The 22,842-nt window shown below is 42.6% G+C and carries 20 protein-coding genes; all 20 read left to right on the forward strand.

What is annotated here, in order from left to right; translation table 11 throughout:
* The first annotated feature begins 51 nt into the window (after nt 1-51).
* The 20 genes from tsf to pnp all read left to right on the forward strand — a co-directional run bounded on the left by tsf (nt 52) and on the right by pnp (nt 22,633).
* Nucleotides 52-933, forward strand: a complete 882-nt coding sequence (tsf, locus tag NIE32_RS01175; protein ID WP_290443371.1) for a translation elongation factor Ts — start codon at nt 52-54, stop codon at nt 931-933.
* Between the two features lie 159 nt (nt 934-1,092).
* Nucleotides 1,093-1,818 (forward strand): UMP kinase, encoded by a 726-nt coding sequence (pyrH, locus tag NIE32_RS01180; protein WP_253052157.1) that lies wholly within the window; start codon nt 1,093-1,095, stop codon nt 1,816-1,818.
* 3 nt (nt 1,819-1,821) lie between these two features.
* A complete protein-coding gene (gene frr / locus NIE32_RS01185; RefSeq protein WP_253052159.1) occupies nt 1,822-2,382 on the forward strand; it encodes a ribosome recycling factor in 561 nt (186 codons plus the stop codon).
* 103 nt (nt 2,383-2,485) lie between these two features.
* On the forward strand, nt 2,486-3,268 hold the full coding sequence (gene uppS / locus NIE32_RS01190) for an undecaprenyl pyrophosphate synthase (protein WP_290443372.1): 783 nt from the start codon (nt 2,486-2,488) through the stop codon (nt 3,266-3,268).
* Nucleotides 3,265-4,056, forward strand: coding sequence for a phosphatidate cytidylyltransferase (locus tag NIE32_RS01195; RefSeq protein WP_253052161.1), 792 nt, complete (start codon nt 3,265-3,267; stop codon nt 4,054-4,056). The genes uppS and NIE32_RS01195 overlap by 4 nt, the downstream gene beginning before the upstream one ends.
* Before the next feature lie 13 nt (nt 4,057-4,069).
* A complete protein-coding gene (locus NIE32_RS01200; protein WP_253052163.1) occupies nt 4,070-5,218 on the forward strand; it encodes a 1-deoxy-D-xylulose-5-phosphate reductoisomerase in 1,149 nt (382 codons plus the stop codon).
* A gap of 19 nt (nt 5,219-5,237) precedes the next feature.
* A complete protein-coding gene (gene rseP, locus NIE32_RS01205) occupies nt 5,238-6,500 on the forward strand; it encodes an RIP metalloprotease RseP (RefSeq protein ID WP_253052165.1) in 1,263 nt (420 codons plus the stop codon).
* 48 nt (nt 6,501-6,548) lie between these two features.
* Nucleotides 6,549-8,186, forward strand: a complete 1,638-nt coding sequence (locus NIE32_RS01210) for a proline--tRNA ligase (RefSeq protein WP_253052167.1) — start codon at nt 6,549-6,551, stop codon at nt 8,184-8,186.
* A gap of 136 nt (nt 8,187-8,322) precedes the next feature.
* Entirely contained in the window at nt 8,323-12,633 is a 4,311-nt protein-coding gene (locus NIE32_RS01215) for a PolC-type DNA polymerase III (RefSeq protein WP_253052168.1), read from the forward strand.
* Between the two features lie 120 nt (nt 12,634-12,753).
* A complete protein-coding gene (gene rimP, locus NIE32_RS01220; RefSeq protein WP_253052169.1) occupies nt 12,754-13,227 on the forward strand; it encodes a ribosome maturation factor RimP in 474 nt (157 codons plus the stop codon).
* 33 nt (nt 13,228-13,260) lie between these two features.
* Nucleotides 13,261-14,415 carry a transcription termination factor NusA gene (gene nusA / locus NIE32_RS01225; RefSeq protein ID WP_253052171.1) on the forward strand — a complete coding sequence of 385 codons (1,155 nt, stop codon included), beginning with the start codon at nt 13,261-13,263 and terminating at the stop codon, nt 14,413-14,415.
* A 12-nt stretch (nt 14,416-14,427) separates the two neighbouring features.
* A complete protein-coding gene (gene rnpM / locus NIE32_RS01230) occupies nt 14,428-14,712 on the forward strand; it encodes an RNase P modulator RnpM (RefSeq protein WP_253052173.1) in 285 nt (94 codons plus the stop codon).
* Nucleotides 14,702-15,019 carry a YlxQ family RNA-binding protein gene (locus NIE32_RS01235; protein ID WP_253052175.1) on the forward strand — a complete coding sequence of 106 codons (318 nt, stop codon included), beginning with the start codon at nt 14,702-14,704 and terminating at the stop codon, nt 15,017-15,019. The genes rnpM and NIE32_RS01235 overlap by 11 nt, the downstream gene beginning before the upstream one ends.
* 4 nt (nt 15,020-15,023) lie before the next feature.
* Complete coding sequence (gene infB / locus NIE32_RS01240) at nt 15,024-17,288, forward strand: translation initiation factor IF-2 (RefSeq protein ID WP_253052177.1); 2,265 nt, start codon at nt 15,024-15,026, stop codon at nt 17,286-17,288.
* On the forward strand, nt 17,288-17,566 hold the full coding sequence (locus NIE32_RS01245; RefSeq protein WP_253052323.1) for a DUF503 domain-containing protein: 279 nt from the start codon (nt 17,288-17,290) through the stop codon (nt 17,564-17,566). Before infB ends, NIE32_RS01245 begins: the two co-directional genes overlap by 1 nt.
* 16 nt (nt 17,567-17,582) lie before the next feature.
* Nucleotides 17,583-17,933 (forward strand): 30S ribosome-binding factor RbfA, encoded by a 351-nt coding sequence (gene rbfA / locus NIE32_RS01250; RefSeq protein ID WP_253052179.1) that lies wholly within the window; start codon nt 17,583-17,585, stop codon nt 17,931-17,933.
* 77 nt (nt 17,934-18,010) lie between these two features.
* On the forward strand, nt 18,011-18,916 hold the full coding sequence (gene truB, locus NIE32_RS01255) for a tRNA pseudouridine(55) synthase TruB (RefSeq protein WP_253052181.1): 906 nt from the start codon (nt 18,011-18,013) through the stop codon (nt 18,914-18,916).
* Between the two features lie 60 nt (nt 18,917-18,976).
* Complete coding sequence (locus NIE32_RS01260; RefSeq protein WP_253052183.1) at nt 18,977-19,933, forward strand: bifunctional riboflavin kinase/FAD synthetase; 957 nt, start codon at nt 18,977-18,979, stop codon at nt 19,931-19,933.
* 151 nt (nt 19,934-20,084) lie between these two features.
* Nucleotides 20,085-20,354 (forward strand): 30S ribosomal protein S15, encoded by a 270-nt coding sequence (gene rpsO / locus NIE32_RS01265; protein WP_023508861.1) that lies wholly within the window; start codon nt 20,085-20,087, stop codon nt 20,352-20,354.
* Between the two features lie 137 nt (nt 20,355-20,491).
* Entirely contained in the window at nt 20,492-22,633 is a 2,142-nt protein-coding gene (gene pnp / locus NIE32_RS01270; RefSeq protein ID WP_253052185.1) for a polyribonucleotide nucleotidyltransferase, read from the forward strand.
* Nucleotides 22,634-22,842 lie beyond the last annotated feature (209 nt).

A 22,842-nucleotide genomic window follows, 5' to 3' on the forward strand; every position in this document is an offset into this window, starting at 1 on the left:
TTATCACTCTTTTCACGAATACTTAGGGAACGTATAAAAGGAGGATGCCCATTGGCTGCAATTAGTGCAAAGCAAGTTAAAGAATTACGTGAATTAACAGGTGCAGGAATCATGGACTGCAAGCGTGCGCTCGCCGAAGCAGAAGGAGATATTCAAAAAGCAATAGATGTGCTCCGCGAAAAAGGAATGGCAAAGGCTGCAAAGAAATCCGGACGTATCGCTTCCGAAGGTTTGGCTGAAATTAAAATTGATGGCAACAAAGCCGTTGCATTAGAAGTAAACTCTGAGACGGACTTTGTTGCAAAAAATGCTGAATTCAAAGCATTGATCGATGAACTAGCACAACATCTCTTAGATCATTCACCAGCTTCGGTTGATGAAGCATTGAATCAGAAAATGGCAAGCGGTGAAACCGTATCAGATACGATTACAGCGGCTATCTCAAAAATTGGTGAAAAAATTTCCTTGCGTCGTTTTTCAATTGTTGAAAAAGCGGAAGATGAAGTTTTCGGTGCTTATCTTCACATGGGCGGAAGAATTGCCGCTCTAACAAAGATTTCCGGTGGAGACGAAGCAGTTGCTAAAGATATAGCTATGCATGTAGCGGCAATTCGCCCACAATATCTGAAGGAAGATGAAATCCCTGCAGATGTTGTTGCTCATGAAAAGGAAGTGCTGACTCAGGAAGCGCTAGGCGAAGGAAAACCGGCAAACATTGTCGAAAAAATGGTAGTCGGCAGACTGAAGAAATTCTTCAAAGATATCTGTCTTGTTGACCAACCGTTTGTTAAAGACGGCGATGTTACCGTTGAAGAATTCTTGAAGAGCAAGAACGCAGATGTACTTGCATTTGTTCGCTTTGAAGTCGGCGAAGGCATTGAAAAGAAAGAAGAAAATTTTGCTGACGAAGTTAAAGCACAAATGAAACAATAATAGCTCCTGTAAGGTGATTGTTGAAGACGATAGGTAAAACAACTGTCAATAACCGATTTGCGGTTTTCAACACCCGATGAAACAGAGCAAGGAAACACAATGGGGCACGGGTCACGTGTCCCATTTTTTAAAATTAATCAATGCGAGGTGCAGTCGAATATGCCTGAAAATGCAAAATATAAACGTGTCATTTTAAAACTAAGCGGCGAAGCGTTAGCGGGTGCAGGTGGTTTTGGTATCGAACCAAGCATCATTCGCTCCATCACAAAACAAGTCAAAGAGGTTGTAGACCTTGGTGTTGAAGTTGCAATCGTTTGCGGCGCAGGGAATATCTGGAGAGGCAAAGCCGGAAGTGAAATGGGAATGGATCGTGCACAGGCAGATTATATGGGTATGTTGGCTACGGTCCTTAACGCGCTTGCTTTACAAGATTGCCTCGAAGGTATCGGTGTTGAAACACGTGTACAGACCTCAATCGAAATGAGGCAAGTAGCAGAGCCTTACATCCGCAGACGTGCGATTCGCCATCTTGAAAAAGGCCGTGTTGTAATCTTTGCAGCGGGCACAGGAAATCCTTACTTTTCTACAGATACAACGGCTGCCTTGCGAGCTGCGGAAATTGAAGCCGATGTTATTCTGATGGCAAAGAATAATGTAGATGGTGTCTATTCTGCAGATCCTAAAGTTGATAAAACAGCGAAAAAATATAAAGAAATTTCATACCTTCGCGTTCTCAACGAAGGGTTGCAAGTTATGGATTCTACTGCATCATCATTAAGCATGGATAATGATATTCCATTAATCGTATTTTCATTATCTGTTGAAGGAAATATTAAACGTGCCGTATTAGGAGAAGATATCGGCACAGTTGTGAAGGGGCGATAATTGATGGCACAATCAGAACTATTTAAGAATGCTGAAGAACGAATGGATAAAGCAGTTAAAGCATTTCAGCGTGAATTAATCACGGTCCGTGCCGGTAGGGCGAACCCATCTTTACTTAATAAGGTCACTGTAGAATATTATGGCGCTGAAACACCTTTAAACCAGGTGGCATCGATCACAGTACCTGAAGCGCGTTTGCTACTTGTTCAACCCTATGACCGTTCTGCACTGGCCAATATCGAAAAAGGCATCTTGAAATCCGATTTAGGTGTTACGCCTACAAACGACGGTACGGTCATTCGTATTGCAATTCCACCGCTTACAGAGGAAAGGCGTGGCGAACTCGTCAAACTCGTTCGCAAGATGTCCGAAGAAGCCAAAATTGCTGTACGTAACGTACGTAGAGATACTAACGATCAAATTAAGAAGATGGCGAAGAATAATGAACTGACTAAAGATGATGTTCGTGAAGCAGAAGATGATGTACAAAAATTAACCAATGATACAATTAAAAATATTGATCAAATCGCATCAGAAAAAGAAAAAGAAATGATGGACATATAATCATCAAACGCATCAAGCCGACCGCTTGTCCAAGAGACGTAGTGGGAATGATACCAATTTGTGGCATCCGGAATGTCTCAGTATCAGTAATGGGGGAAAATCAATGTTTGATAAATTTTCCTTTAAAACGGGAAAAATGGGCAATGAAAACCATCAAGAACAATTAACTGAAAAGATCCCTGAACATGTGGCGATCATTATGGATGGAAATGGACGATGGGCGAAAAAAAGAGGCCTTCCAAGGATTGCTGGGCACCGCGAAGCAATGAAAACGGTGAAACGCGTGACAAAGGAAGCGGATAGACTCGGTGTCAAAGTCTTGACTCTTTACGCTTTTTCAACTGAAAACTGGAAGCGTCCAAAGGCTGAAGTCGATTTTCTAATGAAATTGCCCCAACAGTTTTTAACTACGTATCTTAAAGAACTGATCGAACAAAACGTTCAGGTTCGTGCAATGGGAGATTTATCACGTCTTCCTTCATATACTTTGGATGCTGTCAAAAGCGCCAGCGAGAAGACAAAAGAAAATACAGGATTAATCCTGAATTTTGCACTGAACTATGGGAGCCATGCAGAAATTGTCAATGCCGTTAAAATGATTGCCCGTGATGTTCAGGATCAAAAACTTGATGCTGAAGAAATTACGGAAAGTATGATTGCTGAGCATTTGCTGAGTCCTTTGCCGGATCCTGATCTTTTGATACGTACAGGTGGAGAAATTAGACTCAGTAATTTCATGCTCTGGCAGCTCGCTTATACGGAACTTTATTTTTCAGATGAATATTGGCCGGATTTCAATGAACAGAGTCTTCAAGACGCTGTAAAAGTCTTTGCTTCGAGACAACGCCGTTACGGTGGACTAATGGAAGGAAGCGAGAAAAAATGAGACAGCGAATCATTACCGGTATTCTAGCCGGAGCCGTCTATCTCGCATTACTATGGATCGGCTCATTTCCTTTTACATTATTTGTTGCAGCCATTGCAGTGATAAGCTTTATTGAACTCGCTGAAATGAATAAACTTCGTTATTATTCACCTGAAGTTCTTCTTGGCGCATTAGCTGTTGCCTTTTTTGTACTTACTGCATTAGCACCGCTGTCAATAGTCTATTCGGTTTGGCTCAAAGCATTTATTCTTCTAGCATTACTTCTGTTAGGTTTGATGGTACTAACGAAGAATCAATGTTCCTATCCCAAGATAGCCTATCTGTTTTTTTCCGTTTTTTACATAAGTATCCCATTTTATTTGCTTATTCGAATCCGGATAGACAGTCTAGCATTAATCTTATTTGTTCAGATTGTGATTTGGGCAACGGACAGTGGTGCCTATTTTGTTGGCCGAAAGTTCGGCAGGAACAAACTGGCGCCTAATCTAAGTCCCAATAAAACGAGGGAAGGGTCCATTGGCGCAATTATTACCGCGCTAGTCGTTGCAGCAATATTCCAGATTATTTTCGGGAAGATGCTCTATGCTTCATGGCTAACATTGATTGGCGTTACGTTACTCATATCAATAGTCGGGCAACTTGGCGATTTGGCAGAATCTGCTGTGAAACGATTTTTTAACGTGAAGGATTCCGGTAATCTTCTGCCCGGTCACGGGGGACTGCTCGATCGATTCGATAGTTTAATCTTCGTCCTCCCGCTGCTTTATGTATTTGGACTAATAGGTTGAGGAGGAAATTGTCTTGAAGAAGATTAGTTTACTTGGGGCGACAGGTTCAGTAGGCCTTCAAACCCTAGATGTTATTCGTGAACATCCCGAACATTTTTCGGTTGTAGCGCTTGCATTTGGCGAGAATATTAAGACTGCTCTGCCTTTAATCCATGAATTTCAACCAAAACTTGTTGCTGTGAAAAACAAACAGATCGCTGATCAACTCAGCAATCAATTGGATTCACATATTCGTTTAGTTTATGGTGTTGAAGGTATGATTGAGACAGCAGTGCATCCAGAAAGTGATCTACTTGTTAATGCTGTTCTTGGGAGTATTGGATTAGAGCCCACGCTTGCAGCGATCAAAGCAGGGAAGACGATAGGGCTTGCAAATAAAGAAACACTTGTCACTGCGGGACACTTGGTCATGAAAAGTGCAGCTGAGCACGGTGTTTCCATACTGCCTATTGATAGTGAGCATTCAGCGATTTTTCAATCAATGCAAGGACAGGACCGCTCAGCTATTTCACGATTAATCCTGACTGCTTCAGGAGGCAGCTTCAGAGACAAAAGCCGTGACGAGCTTTCCGAAGTGACCATTGAAGATGCTTTAAACCACCCGAACTGGTCAATGGGTGCAAAGATAACGGTCGATTCAGCGACTATGATGAATAAAGGGCTCGAAGTTATTGAAGCGCATTGGCTCTTCGATATGCCTTACGAAAAAATAGATACGATTATCCACAGAGAAAGTATTGTTCACTCATTAGTTGAATATGCTGATCATAGTGTCATTGCTCAATTGGGTATGCCAAGCATGCTTGTCCCGATTCAATACGCACTGACCTATCCTTCACGATTTGAGCTAAAACAAACCAAGCAACTGAATCTATGGGAAATAGGAAGTTTGCATTTTCAAAAAGTGGACATGCAACGCTATCCAAGCGTATCATTAGCATATCATGCGGGAAAAATTGGCGGTTCAATGCCAACTGTGCTGAATGCTGCAAATGAAACAGCAGTTCAGGCTTTTCTTTCCGGAAAAATTAAGTTTCTGGATATCGAACGGTATGTAGAAATGGCGCTTGATCAGCACGATAGGATTCAGATGCCTGATCTAGAGACCATTGAAGCCGTTGATAAGGAAACCCGCGCTTTTGTCATGAAACAAATAATGTAAAAGCAGAGGTGTCAAGCTCTTGGAAACTTTGATTATCGTTGTGATCATTTTCGGACTTCTCGTTTCGATCCATGAATTTGGCCATTTAATCGTTGCCAAACGCTCGGGAATTTTGTGTCGTGAGTACGCAATTGGATTTGGCCCGAAAATTTTTGCAGTTAAGAAAGGCGAGACAGTCTATACCTTGCGTTTGCTCCCAATTGGCGGCTACGTACGTATGGCGGGTGAAGATCCTGAAACTTTTGAAGTGAAACCTGGGCAAAGTATTGGGGTCTACTTGGATAGAAGAGGACATGTTTCAAGAATTGTCAGTGATCACTTAGAAAAGCATCCCGATGCACGATTTATTACGGTTGAGAGATGTGATCTTGATGAGAAACTTATCCTGTCCGGATATGAACAAGAGGATGGGCCTCTTGTCAGCTATACAGTGAACCGTGATGCAACCTATCTAGCCGATAATCAAGACTTCCAAATTGCACCACGTGATCGCCAATTTGCTTCCAAACCGCTGCTCGCACGGTTTCTAACCATATTTGCCGGGCCGCTCATGAACTTGATCTTAGCCGTGGTCATCTTCATTATTTATTTCAGTATTCAGGGCGTTCCATCAAATGAACCTGTGCTGGGGAAAGTAATTAATGGTTATCCCGCAGAAAAATCTGGTTTAGTTGCCGGTGATCGTATTGTTCAAATTGATGGACACCGGACAATGAACTGGCAGGGGATTGTCAATTATGTGAGCGATCATCCAAAAGAAAACATTCATTTAACAGTTGAACGTAACGGTCGTCAGAAACAAGTATCGTTAATAACAGGTCAACGCAAAGGCGAAAATGGTAAGTTTGAAGGCGTTATTGGTGTCTATCAACCAACGAGGCATTCCTTTATTGCATCAGTAGGTGCAGGCTTTAGTCAAACCTATTATTGGGTGAAAATGGAGCTAGTTGGATTGAAGATGCTGGTAACCGGCGGGTTTGATCTCAATAAATTAGCAGGACCGGTAGGTATCTATCATGCGACCGGTGAGGTGGTTGCTCAAGGTTTATTCTTTGTCTTAAACTGGACTGCATTCCTCAGTGTTAATCTGGCAGTAATCAACCTATTGCCGCTTCCTGCGCTTGATGGCGGACGCTTGCTTTTTCTCATTTTGGAGGCATTGCGAGGAAAGCCGGTGGAACCGCAGAAAGAAGCGCTTGTTCATTTTATCGGCTTTGCATTCCTTATGCTACTCATGCTGCTGGTCACCTGGAATGATTTGCAGAACCTTTTTTCGCGCTAGGCGCACTTTGTTTTATGAATTTGAGTTTATACAGTTGAGGTGGTCACAATGAAACAAAGCCAAATGTTTATTCCAACTATGAAGGAAACACCAGCAGACGCTGAATCAGCAAGCCATCAATTGCTCTTACGTGGCGGTTTTATCAGACAGAATGCTTCGGGTGTTTATTCGTACCTTCCACTTGGCTATAAAATAATTAAGAAAATCGAAACGATTATTCGTGAGGAAATGGATCGTGCAGGTGCTCAAGAATTACTGATGCCGGCAATGCAACCTGCTGAATTATGGCATGAAACCGGGCGCTGGGATGTTTATGGTCCGGAATTAATGCGGCTTAAGGACAGGCACGGTCGTTATTTCGCGCTTGGTGCCACAGGAGAAGAGCTGATAACAAGTCTTGTCCGTGATTTCCTCAATTCATATAAAAAATTGCCAATGAATCTTTATCAAATACAAACAAAATACCGCGATGAGAAAAGGCCACGGTTTGGTCTGCTCCGTGGAAGAGAATTTATCATGAAGGATGCGTACTCGTTTCATGATTCTGCCGAAAGTTTGGATAAGACGTATTGGGCGATGTACACTGCCTACTGCCGAATCTTCGAACGTTGCGGTTTGAAGTTCCGAGCGGTACTTGCAGACTCAGGTGCAATCGGTGGTAAAGATACGCACGAATTCCAAGCCTTAGCAGAGATTGGCGAAGATACAATTGCCTATTCTGATCAATCAAATTATGCTGCAAATCTTGAGATGGCAGCAGTACTGGATACGGATGCATCTGAGAAGGAAGCTACACAACCATTAGAAAAGGTAGCCGGAAAACAGGAAGCGAATGAGCAGGAAATCATTGCTCAAGCCTTTAAAACAAGAACAGAAACCGTGGTTGTATTTATTAAAGCATCTGATGAAATGAATGACGTTAAATTAAAGAATGTAATGGCGACTGACTTACTTGAACCCATCCCTGCAGATTTTAATTTAATGAAGACTGATTCAAATGTCCGTGTATTCGCGGATAACGGTGTAAAGCACTTGTCTCAATCTGTACTTTATAATAAATTTGAAGATGTCACCTATCTCCACCTTGATCCAGAACGGGATCTGAACATTGTAGCTTATGATGATTTCCGTTTTATTAAAGAAGGTGATCCTTCACCGGATGGAAAAGGAACGATTCGCTTCGCAAAGGGCATTGAGATTGGACAAGTCTTCAAGCTTGGAACGAAATACTCTGAAGCGATGAATGCAACTTATCTAGATGCAGAAGGAAAAGCAAAACCATTGATCATGGGTTGCTACGGCATTGGTGTTTCACGGACGCTTTCAGCAATTTGTGAGCAGTATCACGATGAAGGCGGAATGATTTGGCCAAAGTCACTTGCTCCGTTTACTCTTCATCTGATCACTGTAAATCCAAAGAATGAAGATCAATACAAGTTATCTGAACAATTATATCAACAGTTTGTTGACTTAGGTTATGATGTTCTTTGGGATGATCGTAAAGAAAGACCAGGTGTCAAATTTGCGGATAGTGAATTAATCGGTTGCCCGGTACAAGTAATTGTTGGCAAAAAGGCATCCGAAAATATCGTAGAAATTGCCACACGGAAAGATAAAGCACGGAATGAAACACAAGCGGTATCATTACCGGAAACAGTGGATCAATTGCTGAAAACACTTGATTAAAAGATAGACAATTGAAAGGAGCTGCAGAGCTCCTTTTTCTATTTAGATCGCTGCAATCATTCATTTAAAGAAGAATAAGCACATAGCTTTCAGCTTTTTGATTTAGTAGAATAATAGAAAGAAAGGAGAGAAGGATATGACTGATCCTGCTTCCAATCATGATCGACTGATGCTCTTGCTCGAGCATCTAGAAACGCCTGAGCAATGGGTTGAAGACTATTTTAATCAAGCTGAAATTGAAAAATTATCTGTCTTTCGCAGTGAACGGCGGTGGCATTTTGAGTTTTTGCTGAACGGTGTGCTCCCTTACCAAGTCTATGAATGGTTTGAATCCAGTTTGCAAAAGCATTTTCAATCTGTCGTTTCTTCACTAACGATGTCCTTTCATATCCGTGATTCAGCAGGCGCTGAACAATATCTCAAACAGTATTGGCCAGTAGCATGCACGCAACTCTGTGAAGATTATCCCTCATTGAAGGATTGTCTCACACGTCAACAACCTGAAGTACATGATCACCTGATCACTTTCTCTGCAAATAGTGAAGCTGAATCAGGTTTGATCAAAAGAAAAATTCCCAAAGCGCTCAATGAAAAACTACGTGTTTTCGGATTTCCGCCCGTTTCCATAGATGTGAAAATCAACTCGGAAGATCGTTCAAAGGCGTATGATACATTTGTCAAACAACGTGAAGCAGAAGATCAGCAGAAAGTTGTGCAGGCAATGATCGAACGTCAAAAGCAACAAGAGGCTGATCATGCGTCAGGAAATGAAGAGAGCGGACCATTCAAGGTTGGCTATGATATCCATGATGAACCTGTATCCATTGAAACAATACAGGATGAAGAACGTCGAATTACGATACAGGGGTATATTTTTGACTCGGAAACGCGTGAATTGCGCAGCGGACGTACATTGCTCCTCTTTAAGATTACGGACTATACCGACTCATTAATGGTGAAAGTATTCTCCCGTGATAAGGAGGACGCAGAGAAGTTTGGAAAGCTGCATAAAGGAATGTGGGTTAAAGTACGCGGTGGTGTCCAAAATGATAGTTTTGCAAGGGATTTGGTGATGATAGCAAACGATATCGAAGAAATCACGCCGAATATGAAAAAGGATTCCGCACCGGAAGGGCAGAAACGTGTCGAGCTGCATGCACATACTGTAATGAGTCAAATGGATGCTGTGGTTACCGCATCCGCATTAATTAAACGAGCAAAACAATGGGGTCATCGTGCAATCGCGATAACCGATCATGGTGTTGCCCAATCCTATCCAGAAGCTTACACAGCTGGGAAAAAGAATGGGATTAAAGTCGTGTATGGTATTGAAGCAAACCTCATTGATGATGGCGTTCCAATTGCATACAATATGGCGCATCGGGCTCTTGCTGACGAAACTTATGTTGTCTTTGATGTGGAAACGACTGGTTTGTCTGCGGTATACGATACGATTATCGAACTTGCAGCGGTTAAGATGAAAAATGGTGAGGTTCTCGAGAAGTTTGATCAGTTTGCCAATCCACATCATCCCTTACCACAGAAAATAATCGAATTGACGAGCATCACCGATGAAATGCTTGCGGATGCTCCAGATGCTGATCAAGTTGTTGAAGAGTTCCGTTCGTTTGCAGGGGATGCGATTTTGGTTGCCCACAATGCAACATTTGATATGGGATTTTTAAATACCGCCTATCAGAAATTAGGTCATGAGAAAGCTGTTAATCCTGTTATTGACACGTTGGAACTGGGCCGTTTTCTCTATCCTGAATTTAAAAATCACAAACTTGATACACTTTGTAAAGCATTCAATATTGAGCTCACGCACCATCACCGAGCTATTTATGACACAGAAGCAACTGGCTATTTAGCTTGGAAAATGCTAAAAGATGCTGCAGAAAAAGGCATGAATTATCATGACCAACTTAATGATAATCTTGGAAAGGGTAACCTGGATCGGATTCGCCCGTCACATATCATCTTACTCGTGAAAAATCAAACAGGGTTGAAGAATCTCTATAAATTGATTTCACTTTCCCATGTTGCCTATTTCTACCGTGTACCCCGAATCCCTCGATCACTTCTTACGAAATATCGAGAAGGTATTCTTGTAGGGTCTGGTTGTGATAAAGGTGAATTATTTGAGACGATGATGCAGAAGTCTGCCGAACTTGCCGAAAAAGTGGCGGAATTCTACGATTATATTGAGATTCAACCGCCTTCCAATTATTATCACCTTGTGGAAAAAGGGATCGTTAGGGACGAACTTGCACTGAAGGATGTCATGATCAAGTTAGTCAAACTCGGAGAAAAAATGAATAAGCCGGTCGTCGCCACCGGTGATGTCCATTATCTGGATGAATACGATAAGATCTATCGAAAGATTTTAATTACATCTCAAGCAGCTAATCCGTTGAATCGGCAGACTCAACCGGATGTCCATTTCCGAACAACCGATGAAATGCTTGAATGCATGAGCTTTCTTGGTGAAGAAAAAGCGGAACAAGTGGTCGTGACGAATCCGAATGCAATTGTGGATCAAATAGAGGATGTTCTACCCGTTAAAGACAAACTTTACACACCAACGATTGATGGCGCTGAAGAAGAGGTCAAGGATAAAACGTATAGTCGCGCACATGCACTATACGGAGAGAAACTGCCTGAGTTGGTAGAAAAAAGGTTGGATAAAGAGGTAAAGAGTATTATTGGGCACGGTTTCTCTGTCATTTATTTGATTGCACACAAACTTGTGAAGAAGTCGCTGTCTGATGGTTATCTAGTCGGGTCGCGTGGATCGGTAGGTTCATCATTGGTTGCGACCATGCTCGAAATTACTGAGGTTAATCCACTGCCGCCTCATTATTTATGCCCTTCGTGTCATCATGTAGAATTCTTTACCGATGGCTCTGTGGCCTGTGGTTTTGACTTGCCTGATAAAGCTTGCCCTGAATGTGGGACAGCAATGAAAAAGGAAGGACATGATATACCTTTTGAGACATTCCTTGGGTTCAAAGGGGATAAGGTTCCGGATATTGACTTAAACTTCTCAGGAGATTATCAACCGGTTGCACACAACTATACGAAGGTCTTGTTCGGTGAGGATAAAGTGTACCGTGCCGGTACAATTGGTACAATTGCAGATAAGACGGCGTATGGTTATGTGAAGGGCTATGAGGAAGATACCGGCTCAAGTTTCAGAGGTGCTGAGCGTGACCGGCTCGCAGCTGGATGTACCGGTGCAAAACGAACGACCGGCCAGCACCCAGGTGGTATTGTGGTGGTCCCCCGTGATATGGAAATCTATGATTTTACACCGGTCCAATTTCCGGCAGATGATAAGACGGCGGAATGGAAAACCACCCACTTTGATTTTCATTCCATCCATGACAATATTCTGAAACTGGATATTCTCGGGCACGATGATCCTACGGTGATTCGCATGCTGCAAGACTTGAGCGGTATTGATCCGAAAACGATCCCTACTGATGATAAAGAAGTTATGAAAATTTTCAGCACCACCGAATCATTAGGGGTTACAGGCGAACAGATTCGTTGTAAAACAGGAACACTAGGAATTCCTGAATTTGGGACACGGTTTGTGCGACAAATGCTGGAAGACACTAAGCCAACGACTTTTGCAGAATTAGTGCAAATTTCCGGTTTGTCACATGGAACCGATGTATGGCTCGGCAATGCACAAGTATTGATCGAAGATGGGACTTGTGTCTTGCGCGATGTTATTTCCTGTCGTGATGATATTATGATTGATTTGATGCATCAGGGACTGGAACCCTCGCACGCATTCAATATCATGGAATCGGTACGAAAAGGTAAGGGTTTAAATGACGATTGGATCGCTGAAATGAAGGAGAACAACGTCCCTGGGTGGTATATGGACTCTTGTCTAAAGATAAAATACATGTTTCCAAAAGCCCATGCGACCGCCTATGTATTAATGGCGATTCGGATATCCTATTTTAAGGTTCACTATCCAATTCTTTTCTATGCCACCTATTTCTCTGTTCGTGCAGATGATTTCGATGTCGATGTCATGAAACGTGGATCGGATGCGATTCGTAACAAGATGGACGAAATTGAGAAAAAGGGAAATGACGCACTTCCCAAAGAGAAAAGTTTATTAACGGTTCTTGAAGTTGCACTAGAAATGTGCGAACGAGGACTGAGTTTCCAAGCGGTTGACTTGTATCGTTCAGATGCCACACGTTTTCTTGTTGAAGGCGATTCGCTGATTCCTCCTTTTAATGCGATCCCCGGCGTGGGAACGAATGCTGCAAAGGCAATTGCCAAAGCACGAGAGGATGGAGAATTTCTATCAAAAGAAGATTTGCAGAAACGTGCAAAAGTCTCTAAGACAGTCCTTGAATACTTGGATGGTCAAGGTTGCCTCGAAGGGATGCCAGATGCGAATCAACTGTCTCTTTTCTGATTTGCTGTATTCTTGCCTTGGACACAGGGGTATGATATAGTATTTATGGAAATACTGGAAATAGTTCGTCTGCAAAGAGTGGGAATTTCCCACTCTTTCATTTTCAAAAGGAGGCTGAAAATGGCTAGCGTTATCCGGACGATAACAGATGAATTAATTTCCCCGATTTTGCGTGCCTTGAATCTGGAACTTGTTGATGTCGAATTTGTAAAAGAGGGTAAAAATCACTTTTTACGTGTTTTTATCGATAACCCTCAGGGCGATGTTGACTTAGACACCTGTGCGGCTGTTAGTGAAAAACTAAGCGAAGCTCTCGATGAGAAAGACCCGATAAAAGAAGCCTATTTTCTCGAAGTGTCTTCACCTGGAGCAGAACGCCCTTTGAAGAAATTCGAGGACTTCGTAAAATCTGTGGGAAAAGATGTTCATCTGACCACCTATGAACCGATTCAAGGAAATAAAGTATTTGAAGGCAATCTTACCGAAGTGAACAAGGACTATGTTGTGCTCGCGATTAAAAATAAGACGAGAGTAGAACATGTGACACTACCATTTGATAAGATTGCGAGCAGCCGACTTGCAATCATTTTTTAGGATAGAACTGCTGAGAACAAAGGGGAGAAGAAAATGAGCAGTGATTTATTAGATGCACTCACCGCGCTGGAAAAAGATAAAGGAATCAGTAAAGAAATTCTGCTTGATGCATTGGAAGCAGCGCTGATCTCAGCTTATAAGCGCAATTTTGATCAGGCACAGAATGTACGCGTTGATATTAATGAAGGGCTTGGTCAAATCAAAGTTTATGCTCGAAAAGACGTGGTTGAAGCAGTTGAAAATGGCAACTTGCAAATCTCACTCGAACAAGCAAAAACCCTCAATCCGCATTATCAAGTAGGTGATACGGTTGAAATCGAAGTGACACCACGTAATTTCGGACGTATCGCTGCGCAAACTGCAAAACAGGTCGTTACACAGCGTGTTCGTGAAGCGGAACGCAGTGTTATTTATTCGGAATTCATTGATCGTGAAGATGATATCATGACCGGCATTGTCCAGAGATTGGATCATCGTTTTATCTATGTTGATCTTGGTCGTGTTGAAGCATTGTTGCCGCAATCAGAGCAAATGCCGAATGAAACCTATCATCCTCATGACCGGATTAAAGTGTACTTGACAAAAGTCGAGGATGCAAAAAAAGGACCAATGATTACTGTTTCCAGAACACATCCAGGTCTGTTAAAACGCTTGTTCGAATTGGAAGTTCCTGAAATCTATGACGGAACTGTTGAAATAAAGTCGATTTCCCGTGAAGCAGGTGATCGTTCAAAGATTGCTGTATATGCTGCAGATCCAGCGGTTGATGCGGTTGGTGCATGCGTTGGTCAAAAAGGTGCTCGTGTACAGACAATTGTGAATGAACTTAAGGGTGAAAAAATTGACATTGTTCGCTGGTCGGAAGATCCCGTCACTTACGTTGCCAATGCACTTAGCCCGTCTAAAGTTGTACAAGTGAATGTAAATGAGGAAGACAAGGCCACAACGGTTATCGTACCGGATTATCAGTTATCCCTTGCCATTGGCAAGAGAGGACAAAATGCCCGCCTGGCCGCAAAGTTGACCGGATGGAAAATCGATATTAAGAGTGAATCAGAAGCAGAAGAGCTTGGACTATTCGATGAGAATAGTGTATTAAGAGCTCCGGAACAGCCGGCAGAGGATCAGCCAATAGAAGATCAGGAAACTCTAAGCACTGAAGAATCCTCTGAGTCCGACCAAGATTAAGGGGGTCATTTTATGCCGAAGCAACGTAAGATTCCGTTGCGTAAATGCATTGTCTGCCAAGAATCGGCAGAGAAAAAAAACCTCTTTCGTATTGTCCGTTCTCCGGAAGGTGAAGTTTTCCTAGATTTGACAGGGAAAAAGAATGGACGAGGTGCCTACCTTTCCAAAAAAGTCGACTGTGTCCGAAAAGCGCAAACAAAAAATTTATTATCAAGGCATTTGGGCGTTCCCGTGCCAGAACAAGTTTTCGATGAAATGATGACTTATTTGGAGACACATTCTGCCAATGACCAATAACAATTGGCAATCATTGCTCGGACTCGCACAGCGAGCCGGAAAGGTAAGTTCCGGAGAAGAGACAGTTCTTCGAATGATACGTCAGGGAAAAGCGAAAGCCGTGTTATTATCTGATGACGCCTCAGAGCGTACAAAAAAGACAATCGGAAATAAATGTAATTTCTATCACGTTCCGCTTTTGACCGTACCGGATAGAGAGGTGCTCGGCCAGGCGATCGGCCAGCCGTCACGCGTGATTATCGCGGTCACGGACAGTGGATTCGCAGGCCAGCTGATTGAACGGATCGGACCATCATCACGGGGGTGAATATATGAGTAAAATGCGTGTGTATGAATATGCTAAAGAACATCATGTGACAAGTAAAGATATTATTTCTAAATTGGAAGAGCTCGGCTTTGAAGTAAAAAGCCATATGTCTATTATTGCAGATAATGCAATGAATCAATTAAATCGAAAAATGAACGGTAAAGCTGCGCAAGCACAAAATGTGACTGCTAAACCAAATAAAAACAAAGCAGAGGGCCCAGTGAATCAAACAAGAACAAAAGAAAAAAATTCAAACACTAATGAAACGGCACACAAGAACAAGGATAGAAGCACACAACAAGTAAAATCAATCGATTCGAATAACAATAGAAAGTCTGGAAGCGGATCTGGAAGAAATAGCTTCGGCAACCAGAATAATGACAGAAATCGTTTTAACAATAATAATGGCGGAAACAACAATTTCGGTGGTGGACGCCGAAACAACCGCAATCGGAATAATCGAAGAAGAGGCCAGCAACAACAGGCAAATCGTCAGCGGCTAGAGATAAAGCTTCCAGAAAAGATAATGATTTCCGGGTCACTAACCGTCGGTCAATTTGCTGAAAAAATTGGTAGACCATCAACGGATATTATTAAAAAATTAATGGCACTTGGCGTTATGGCGACTAAAAATCAAGATTTGGATAAGGATACTATTGAGTTGCTTGCCGGTGATTATGGTGTTGCGGTTGAAGAAGAAGTAATTGTGGATGAAGCAAGTTTCGAAGATGATGGACTGGAAATTGATGAAGAAACAGCAGTCATTCGTCCACCAGTTGTCACAATCATGGGGCATGTCGATCACGGGAAAACAACTTTGCTTGATTCCATACGGCATACGAAAGTTACCGCAGGTGAGGCTGGTGGTATTACACAGCATATTGGTGCTTACCAGGTTGTTCATAATGGAAAGAAAATTACTTTCTTAGATACTCCTGGGCACGCGGCATTCACAACCATGCGTGCACGTGGTGCGGAAATCACAGACATTACTGTATTAGTTGTAGCAGCGGATGATGGTGTGATGCCTCAGACCATTGAAGCCATTCATCATGCGCGTGCGGCTAAAGTGCCGATCATCGTTGCTGTCAATAAAATTGACAAGCCTAATGCCAATCCCGATCATGTAATGCAGGAATTGTCTGAGCAAGGACTTGTTCCTGAGGACTGGGGCGGAGATACAATCTTTGTCAAAATATCTGCCAAAAAAGGAACGGGTATTGATGATTTGCTTGAAATGATTTTGCTCGTTGCGGAAATGGAAGAATTTAAAGCGAATCCTGACAAGAGTGCACGGGGTGCTGTGATCGAAGCAGAACTCGACAAGGGTAAAGGTCCAGTGGCAACTCTGCTTGTTCAGAATGGATCACTTCATATTGGTGATCCAATCGTTGTCGGCAACACATTTGGACGTGTTCGTGCTATGGTTAACGATCTCGGACGTCGCGTCAAGAAAGCAACGCCTTCAACACCGGTTGAAATTACCGGTCTGAATAATGTCCCGCAAGCTGGTGATCAATTCGTTGTTTTTGAAGATGAAAAGAAAGCGCGCCAAATTGGTGAAATTCGAGCAGAGCGCGCTCTGATTACAGAACGTAAGGAAACGACAAGTAAAGTCAGCCTCGATGATCTGTTTGAGAAGATTAAAGAAGGCGAAATGAAAGAAATCAATATCGTGATTAAAGCCGATGTTCAAGGTTCTGTCGAAGCACTCTCCGGATCATTGAAGAAAATTGATGTTGATGGTGTGAAAGTAAATATCATTCATGCCGGGGCAGGCGGAATTAGTGAATCGGATATTATCCTTGCATCTGCTTCAAACGCAATTATCATTGGATTTAATGTTCGCCCGGATAATCACGCACAAAAGGTTGCGGAAGAAGAAAAGGTAGATATTCGCTTGTATCGTGTCATTTATGATGCCATCGACGAAATGGAAGCAGCAATGAAAGGTATGCTGGATCCTGAATTCAAAGAAAAAGTCATTGGACAGCTTGAAGTACGAACAACCTTCAAGGTATCTAAGATCGGTACAATTGCCGGATGTTATGTAACCGATGGATTGATTTCACGTGATGCGGGTATTCGTCTCGTGAGAAATGGTGTGGTTATTTACGAAGGACATGTTGACACGCTTAAACGATTTAAGGATGATGCTAAAGAAGTTAAGGCAGGATTTGAATGTGGTGTGACTCTGGAAAACTTTAATGACATCAAAGAGGGCGACACTATGGAAGCCTACGTGATGGAAGAAGTTAAACCGAAGTGATCATTGGTTTAGCAAGATGTGAATGCTTGCTCTATGAAACACATTCACTGAAAGAAAAGCGTGCTGTACTCTTGAGTATTCTTCGAAAAGCAGTAAACAATCATAATCTCTCTGCTAGCGAAACGGATTACCAAGACACATGGCAGCATACTGAACTTGCTTTTGTTTCAGTCGGAACGTCAAAAGTGCAAGTCGAACGCAATCTTGCGCGTGCACTATCATTAATTGACTTTCGGACAGATATTGAAAGAATAAATACCGTCTATGAATGGTTCTAAGAAGGAGGGTGACTCCATGGCCAATTTAAGGGTACATCGTGTCGCCGAGCAAATGAAGAAGGAAATGAGTGACATTATTGGGAACCGAATCAAGGATCCTCGCGTCGGTTTTGTGACTGTCACAGGGGTAGATGTCACCGGAGATCTTCAAGAAGCTACTGTCTATATTAGTGTTTTCGGAGATGAGGAGAAGAAGAAAGCCTCGCTTGAAGGATTAATGAAGGCAAAGGGCTTTGTAAGAAGTGAAATCGGGAAACGAATTCGGTTAAGAAAAACGCCTGAGATTCAGTTCAAATTTGATGAGTCTGTTGAATATGGCAGTCACATCGATCAATTGATCAATAAGTTGCATCATGAAGATGAATAATGAGTACGCAAAAGACCGACTTGTTCCGAGAACATGCGGTCTGTTTGCGCTTTATAATAAGTTGAGGAGGGGAATATATGCCTGAGTATAATGGCTTGTTGCCTCTTTACAAACCACGCGGCATGACCTCTCATGATTGCGTCTTTCGGCTTAGAAAGCTGTTAAAATTTAAAAAAATAGGTCATACGGGAACTCTGGATCCTACTGTAGATGGTGTTCTCGTGTTATGTCTTGGAAAAGCAACAAAAATTGCTCAGTATTTATTGGAATATAGTAAAACGTATCAAGGAATCGTTCGACTTGGAACGTCGACAACAACTGAAGATGCGGAAGGTGAAGTGATCGAGTGCGAACCGGTCACAGGTCCGATCCGTAGAGTTGATGTGGAAAAAGTGTTTCAGTCTTTTCTTGGTGAAATTGAGCAGTCTGTGCCCATGTATAGTGCTGTAAAAGTGAATGGAAAGAAACTCTATGAGTATGCACGAGCGGGAATTACGATAACGCCACCTAGTCGGAAAGTTAAGATTTACGCTCTTGATATAGAAGGCCGGACATCCTCCTTTACAACGGATATTCCTTTTAAAGTATCCTGCAGTAAGGGTACCTATATCCGCACATTAGCTGTTGATATTGGAAAGAAAATGGGTTACCCCGCGCACTTATTTCGTTTGACAAGAACTCAGGCAGGTCCATTTGGCATTCATGAATGTGTAACTTTTGATCAAATCGAGCAACTCTTGGATGAACATCAATTTGAAAATTGCTTGAGACCTTTAGAATACGGACTGAACTTGATGGATCGTTGGGTGGTCGATGAACAAACAGCAAAACAAGTGGGTCATGGGGCTGTCTTGCCTAAACCGAATCACTTTGAAAAAGGGCCACATGCCGTATTCGATAACCAAGGTAAGTGTCTCGCAATCTATCAGCTACATCCGGAGAAACCCGGCATGATTAAGCCGGATAAAGTTCTCGCCGATTAATCAACGGACTACATGTTTTGAGTCCTATGAATGAGTTTACAAGAATTGAAGGTGCCTGATATGGAGCGCGTTTTTTTAGATAATCAGCCATTTATTGATCAAATGGACAGCCAGGAAAAGGTCATTGCGTTAGGATATTTTGATGGGGTTCATCTCGGCCATCAAAAGGTGATAAAGACGGCAGTCACAATTGCGAAGGAAAAAGGACTTGAACCGGTGGTTATGACTTTTTATCCACATCCTTCTGTGGTGTTGCGTCCTGATGCAAAAAGGGTGAATGAATTGACCCCGCAATTGATCAAAGCAAAGTTGATCGAAAAACTGGGTGTTCAAACGCTGGTTTTTGTAAAGTTTGATCTGACGCTCAGTCAATTGTCCCCACAAAATTTTGTTGATCAATATCTAATTAAGCTGCACGCGAAGCATGTTGTTGCAGGTTATGATTTTACTTTTGGACGCAAAGCTGCCGGGAATATGAATAATATCGGTGATTATTCACGCAGCATGTTCAGTTACACTACGGTGCCAAAAGTGGAACTGTTCGGAGAGAAAGTAAGTACAACTCATATTCGTACTTTAATTGAGCATGGCGCAGTTGAAGAAGCAGCAGATTTGCTCGGCAAGCCGTACGAAACGACGGGTATTGTTATCCACGGTGACAAGCGCGGACGTACACTGGGTTTTCCAACAGCGAATGTGGATGAGAACGAAGCATTTCTAATCCCGGAGAACGGTGTTTATGCGGTTCAACTCAACGTGGACGGGAAGCCACTTGATGGGGTGTGCAGTGTCGGACTCAGACCTACTTTCTACGATAAAAATGAAGCGATAAAAACAGTTGAAGTGTATGTCTTGGATTTCAATGGGGATTTATATGACAAGGAAGTCGGGATCTACTGGTATAAAAGATTACGGCCCGAATTGAAATTTGACAGCGCAGATGCCTTGATTGTTCAGATGGAAAAAGATAAATCGGAAACTCGTGAGTACTTTGAGACACTGAGAAATGCAAATTAATAAGTTATTTTGAGCAATCTCTTGAAATAACCACAAAAAACATGTATCATAATTCAGTACGGTTTATATCGTACAAGAACCCATGCTTGGCTGTACGCATCACCGGCGGCAGCGACGCTTGAGGGGATACGAGATAGGGAGGTGAAATCAAGTGGCTTTAACAAAAGAAGAAAAGACGAGCCTGATTCATGAGTTCCAAACTCACGAAAATGATACAGGTTCACCTGAAGTACAAATCGCTGTACTGACAAAGCAAATTAACGCTTTGAATGATCACTTGAAGCAGCATAAGAAAGATCATCATTCACGTCGAGGACTTCTGAAAATGGTCGGCAAACGTCGTAACCTGCTCACATATCTTCGTGAAAATGATGTCAAAAGATATCGCGAGCTCATTAACAAATTGGGCCTGCGCCGATAAGTCAGAAAAGAAGCGGGAGCATTCCCGCTTTTTTGTTCATATGGAGAGATAATTGTTTGTTATAGGATCGGTGAGACTTTAAAGGATCTCATTCGATACATAGAGAAGATCTTAACATAGGGAAAGAGGTGTGATGTATGCAAACAGATAAAAAAGTGTATCAGTTGAATTGGGCGGGACGTCCGTTGCGCATCGAAATCGGCGAAGTAGCCAAACAAGCGAATGGTGCTGCTTTGGTATACTACGGGGATACCGTGATTTTATCGACAGTGACCGCATCTAAGGAACCTAAGGAGGGTTCATTCTTTCCCCTAACGGTTAATTATGATGAACGGATGTATGCTGTTGGGAAAATACCCGGCGGTTTTATTAAAAGAGAGGGACGACCAAATGATCGTGCAACCCTATCTGCCCGTATGATTGACCGCCCCATTCGGCCTTTATTTCCTGATGGATTCCGTAATGAAGTATTGATTGGCAATATGGTGCTCAGCCTTGATCTGAATAGCAGTGCACAGATGGCAGCGATGCTTGGTTCATCACTTGCGCTGTCCTTATCAGATGTTCCCTTTGAGGGACCGATTGCCGGTGTTATCATTGGTCGCGTAGATGGCGAATTTATTGTTAATCCCACGGTTGATCAAGAGAAACAAAGTGACCTTCATTTGACAGTTGCGGGGACGAAGGATGCCATCAACATGGTAGAGGCAGGTGCTGAGCAGATCCCAGAAGAGGTGATGCTCGATGCGATCATGTTCGCTCATGAACAAATTAAGCAATTGATTGCATTTGAAGAGCAGATTGTCTTTGAAAACGGAAAAGAAAAGATGCACGTGAAGTTGTTCAAGGCTGATCAGGAACTTGAAAATCGTATTCGGGAATTAGTCGGTGATCGCTTGAATCAGGCCATGCGAACTCAAGAAAAACAAGCGCGTGACCGAGCGATACAACAAGTTAACGAGTCGGTTACCGCCGTTTTTCAAGCTGAAAATGTAGATGCAGAGGAACCGGTGGATCTTGCATTAGTTGAAGAAGTACTCCATACGATTTTGAAAGAAGAAGTTCGACGTATGATTGTTGTCGAGCAGCTTCGTCCGGATGGACGAGCGATTAATGAGATCCGACCATTATCTGCACGTGTAGGTTTGCTTCCGCGAACACATGGATCCGGACTGTTCACGCGTGGTCAAACGCAAGCACTCAGTATTTGTACTTTGGCACCGCTAAGTGAGGCGCAGGTTCTCGATGAATTTGATGCTGAAGAAACGAAACGCTTTATGCATCATTACAATTTTCCAGGGTTCAGTACAGGGGAAGCGAGAGCTTCACGATCTCCTGGACGACGAGAAATTGGGCATGGTGCATTAGGTGAACGTGCACTTGCACCCGTCATTCCGGATGAACAGGATTTTCCATACATGATCCGCTGTGTGTCAGAAGTACTCGAATCCAATGGATCTTCATCCCAGGCAAGTATTTGTGGGAGTACGCTAGCTTTGATGGACGCTGGTGTTCCGATCAAGGCACCAGTTACCGGCATTGCGATGGGACTTGTCAAACATGGTGAGGACGTCGTTGTCCTGACGGATATTCAAGGGATGGAAGATTCACTTGGGGATATGGACTTCAAATGTGCAGGTACTGAAAAAGGAGTCACAGCGCTTCAAATGGATATTAAGATATCCGGTGTCACACGTGACATTCTTAGCCGAGCACTAGAACAGGCAAGAGAGGGCCGCTTGAAGATCTTGGACACCTTGCTCGATGCCATTGCTGCTCCAAGAGATCATCTCTCCCCGTTTGCACCGAAGATCATTAAGATGACCATTAATCCGAATAAAATTCGAGATGTTATTGGCCCAAGTGGGAAAGTAATTAATAAAATTATAGACGAGACCGGTGTGAAAATCGATATCGAACAAAACGGCTCGATAATGATTTTCTCAATTGATGAGCAGAAAGGGAAGCAAGCACAGACAATTATTGAAAACATTGTTCGTGTTGCCAAAGTAGGCGAAATTTATGTTGGGAAAGTAAAGCGGATTGAAAAATTCGGCGCATTTGTTTCCTTATTTGGTCACACCGATGGTTTGGTTCATATCTCTGAACTCGATACTAAACGCGTAGAGAAAGTAGAAGATGTTGTTAATATTGGCGATCAATTACGTGTGAAGGTCATCGAAGTTGACCATCAAGGCCGTATCAAGTTGTCCCATAAAGTATTGCAAGAGACCGAGGAAAAAACAAAGTCTGAGGAACAAGATATCACGCACTCGTAAATACAAGAATTGGAGAAGCAGGGAGACCTGCTTCTTTTTTTTTGAAAATGGATGTGCACGTAGAATCATGATCTTTTTATTTTTTCATATATTTCTGTTATAGATACCGATAACTTCACGGTGCATCTTGATGAAAAAAACGAATCTCATTGTCTGGTTATTTTCATCGTGCTATAGTAAATAGTAATTTCATAGTTTATCGGATGAGA

It is taken from the genome of Sporolactobacillus kofuensis, from assembly GCF_024125425.1.
Taxonomy (GTDB): domain Bacteria; phylum Bacillota; class Bacilli; order Bacillales; family Sporolactobacillaceae; genus Sporolactobacillus; species Sporolactobacillus kofuensis.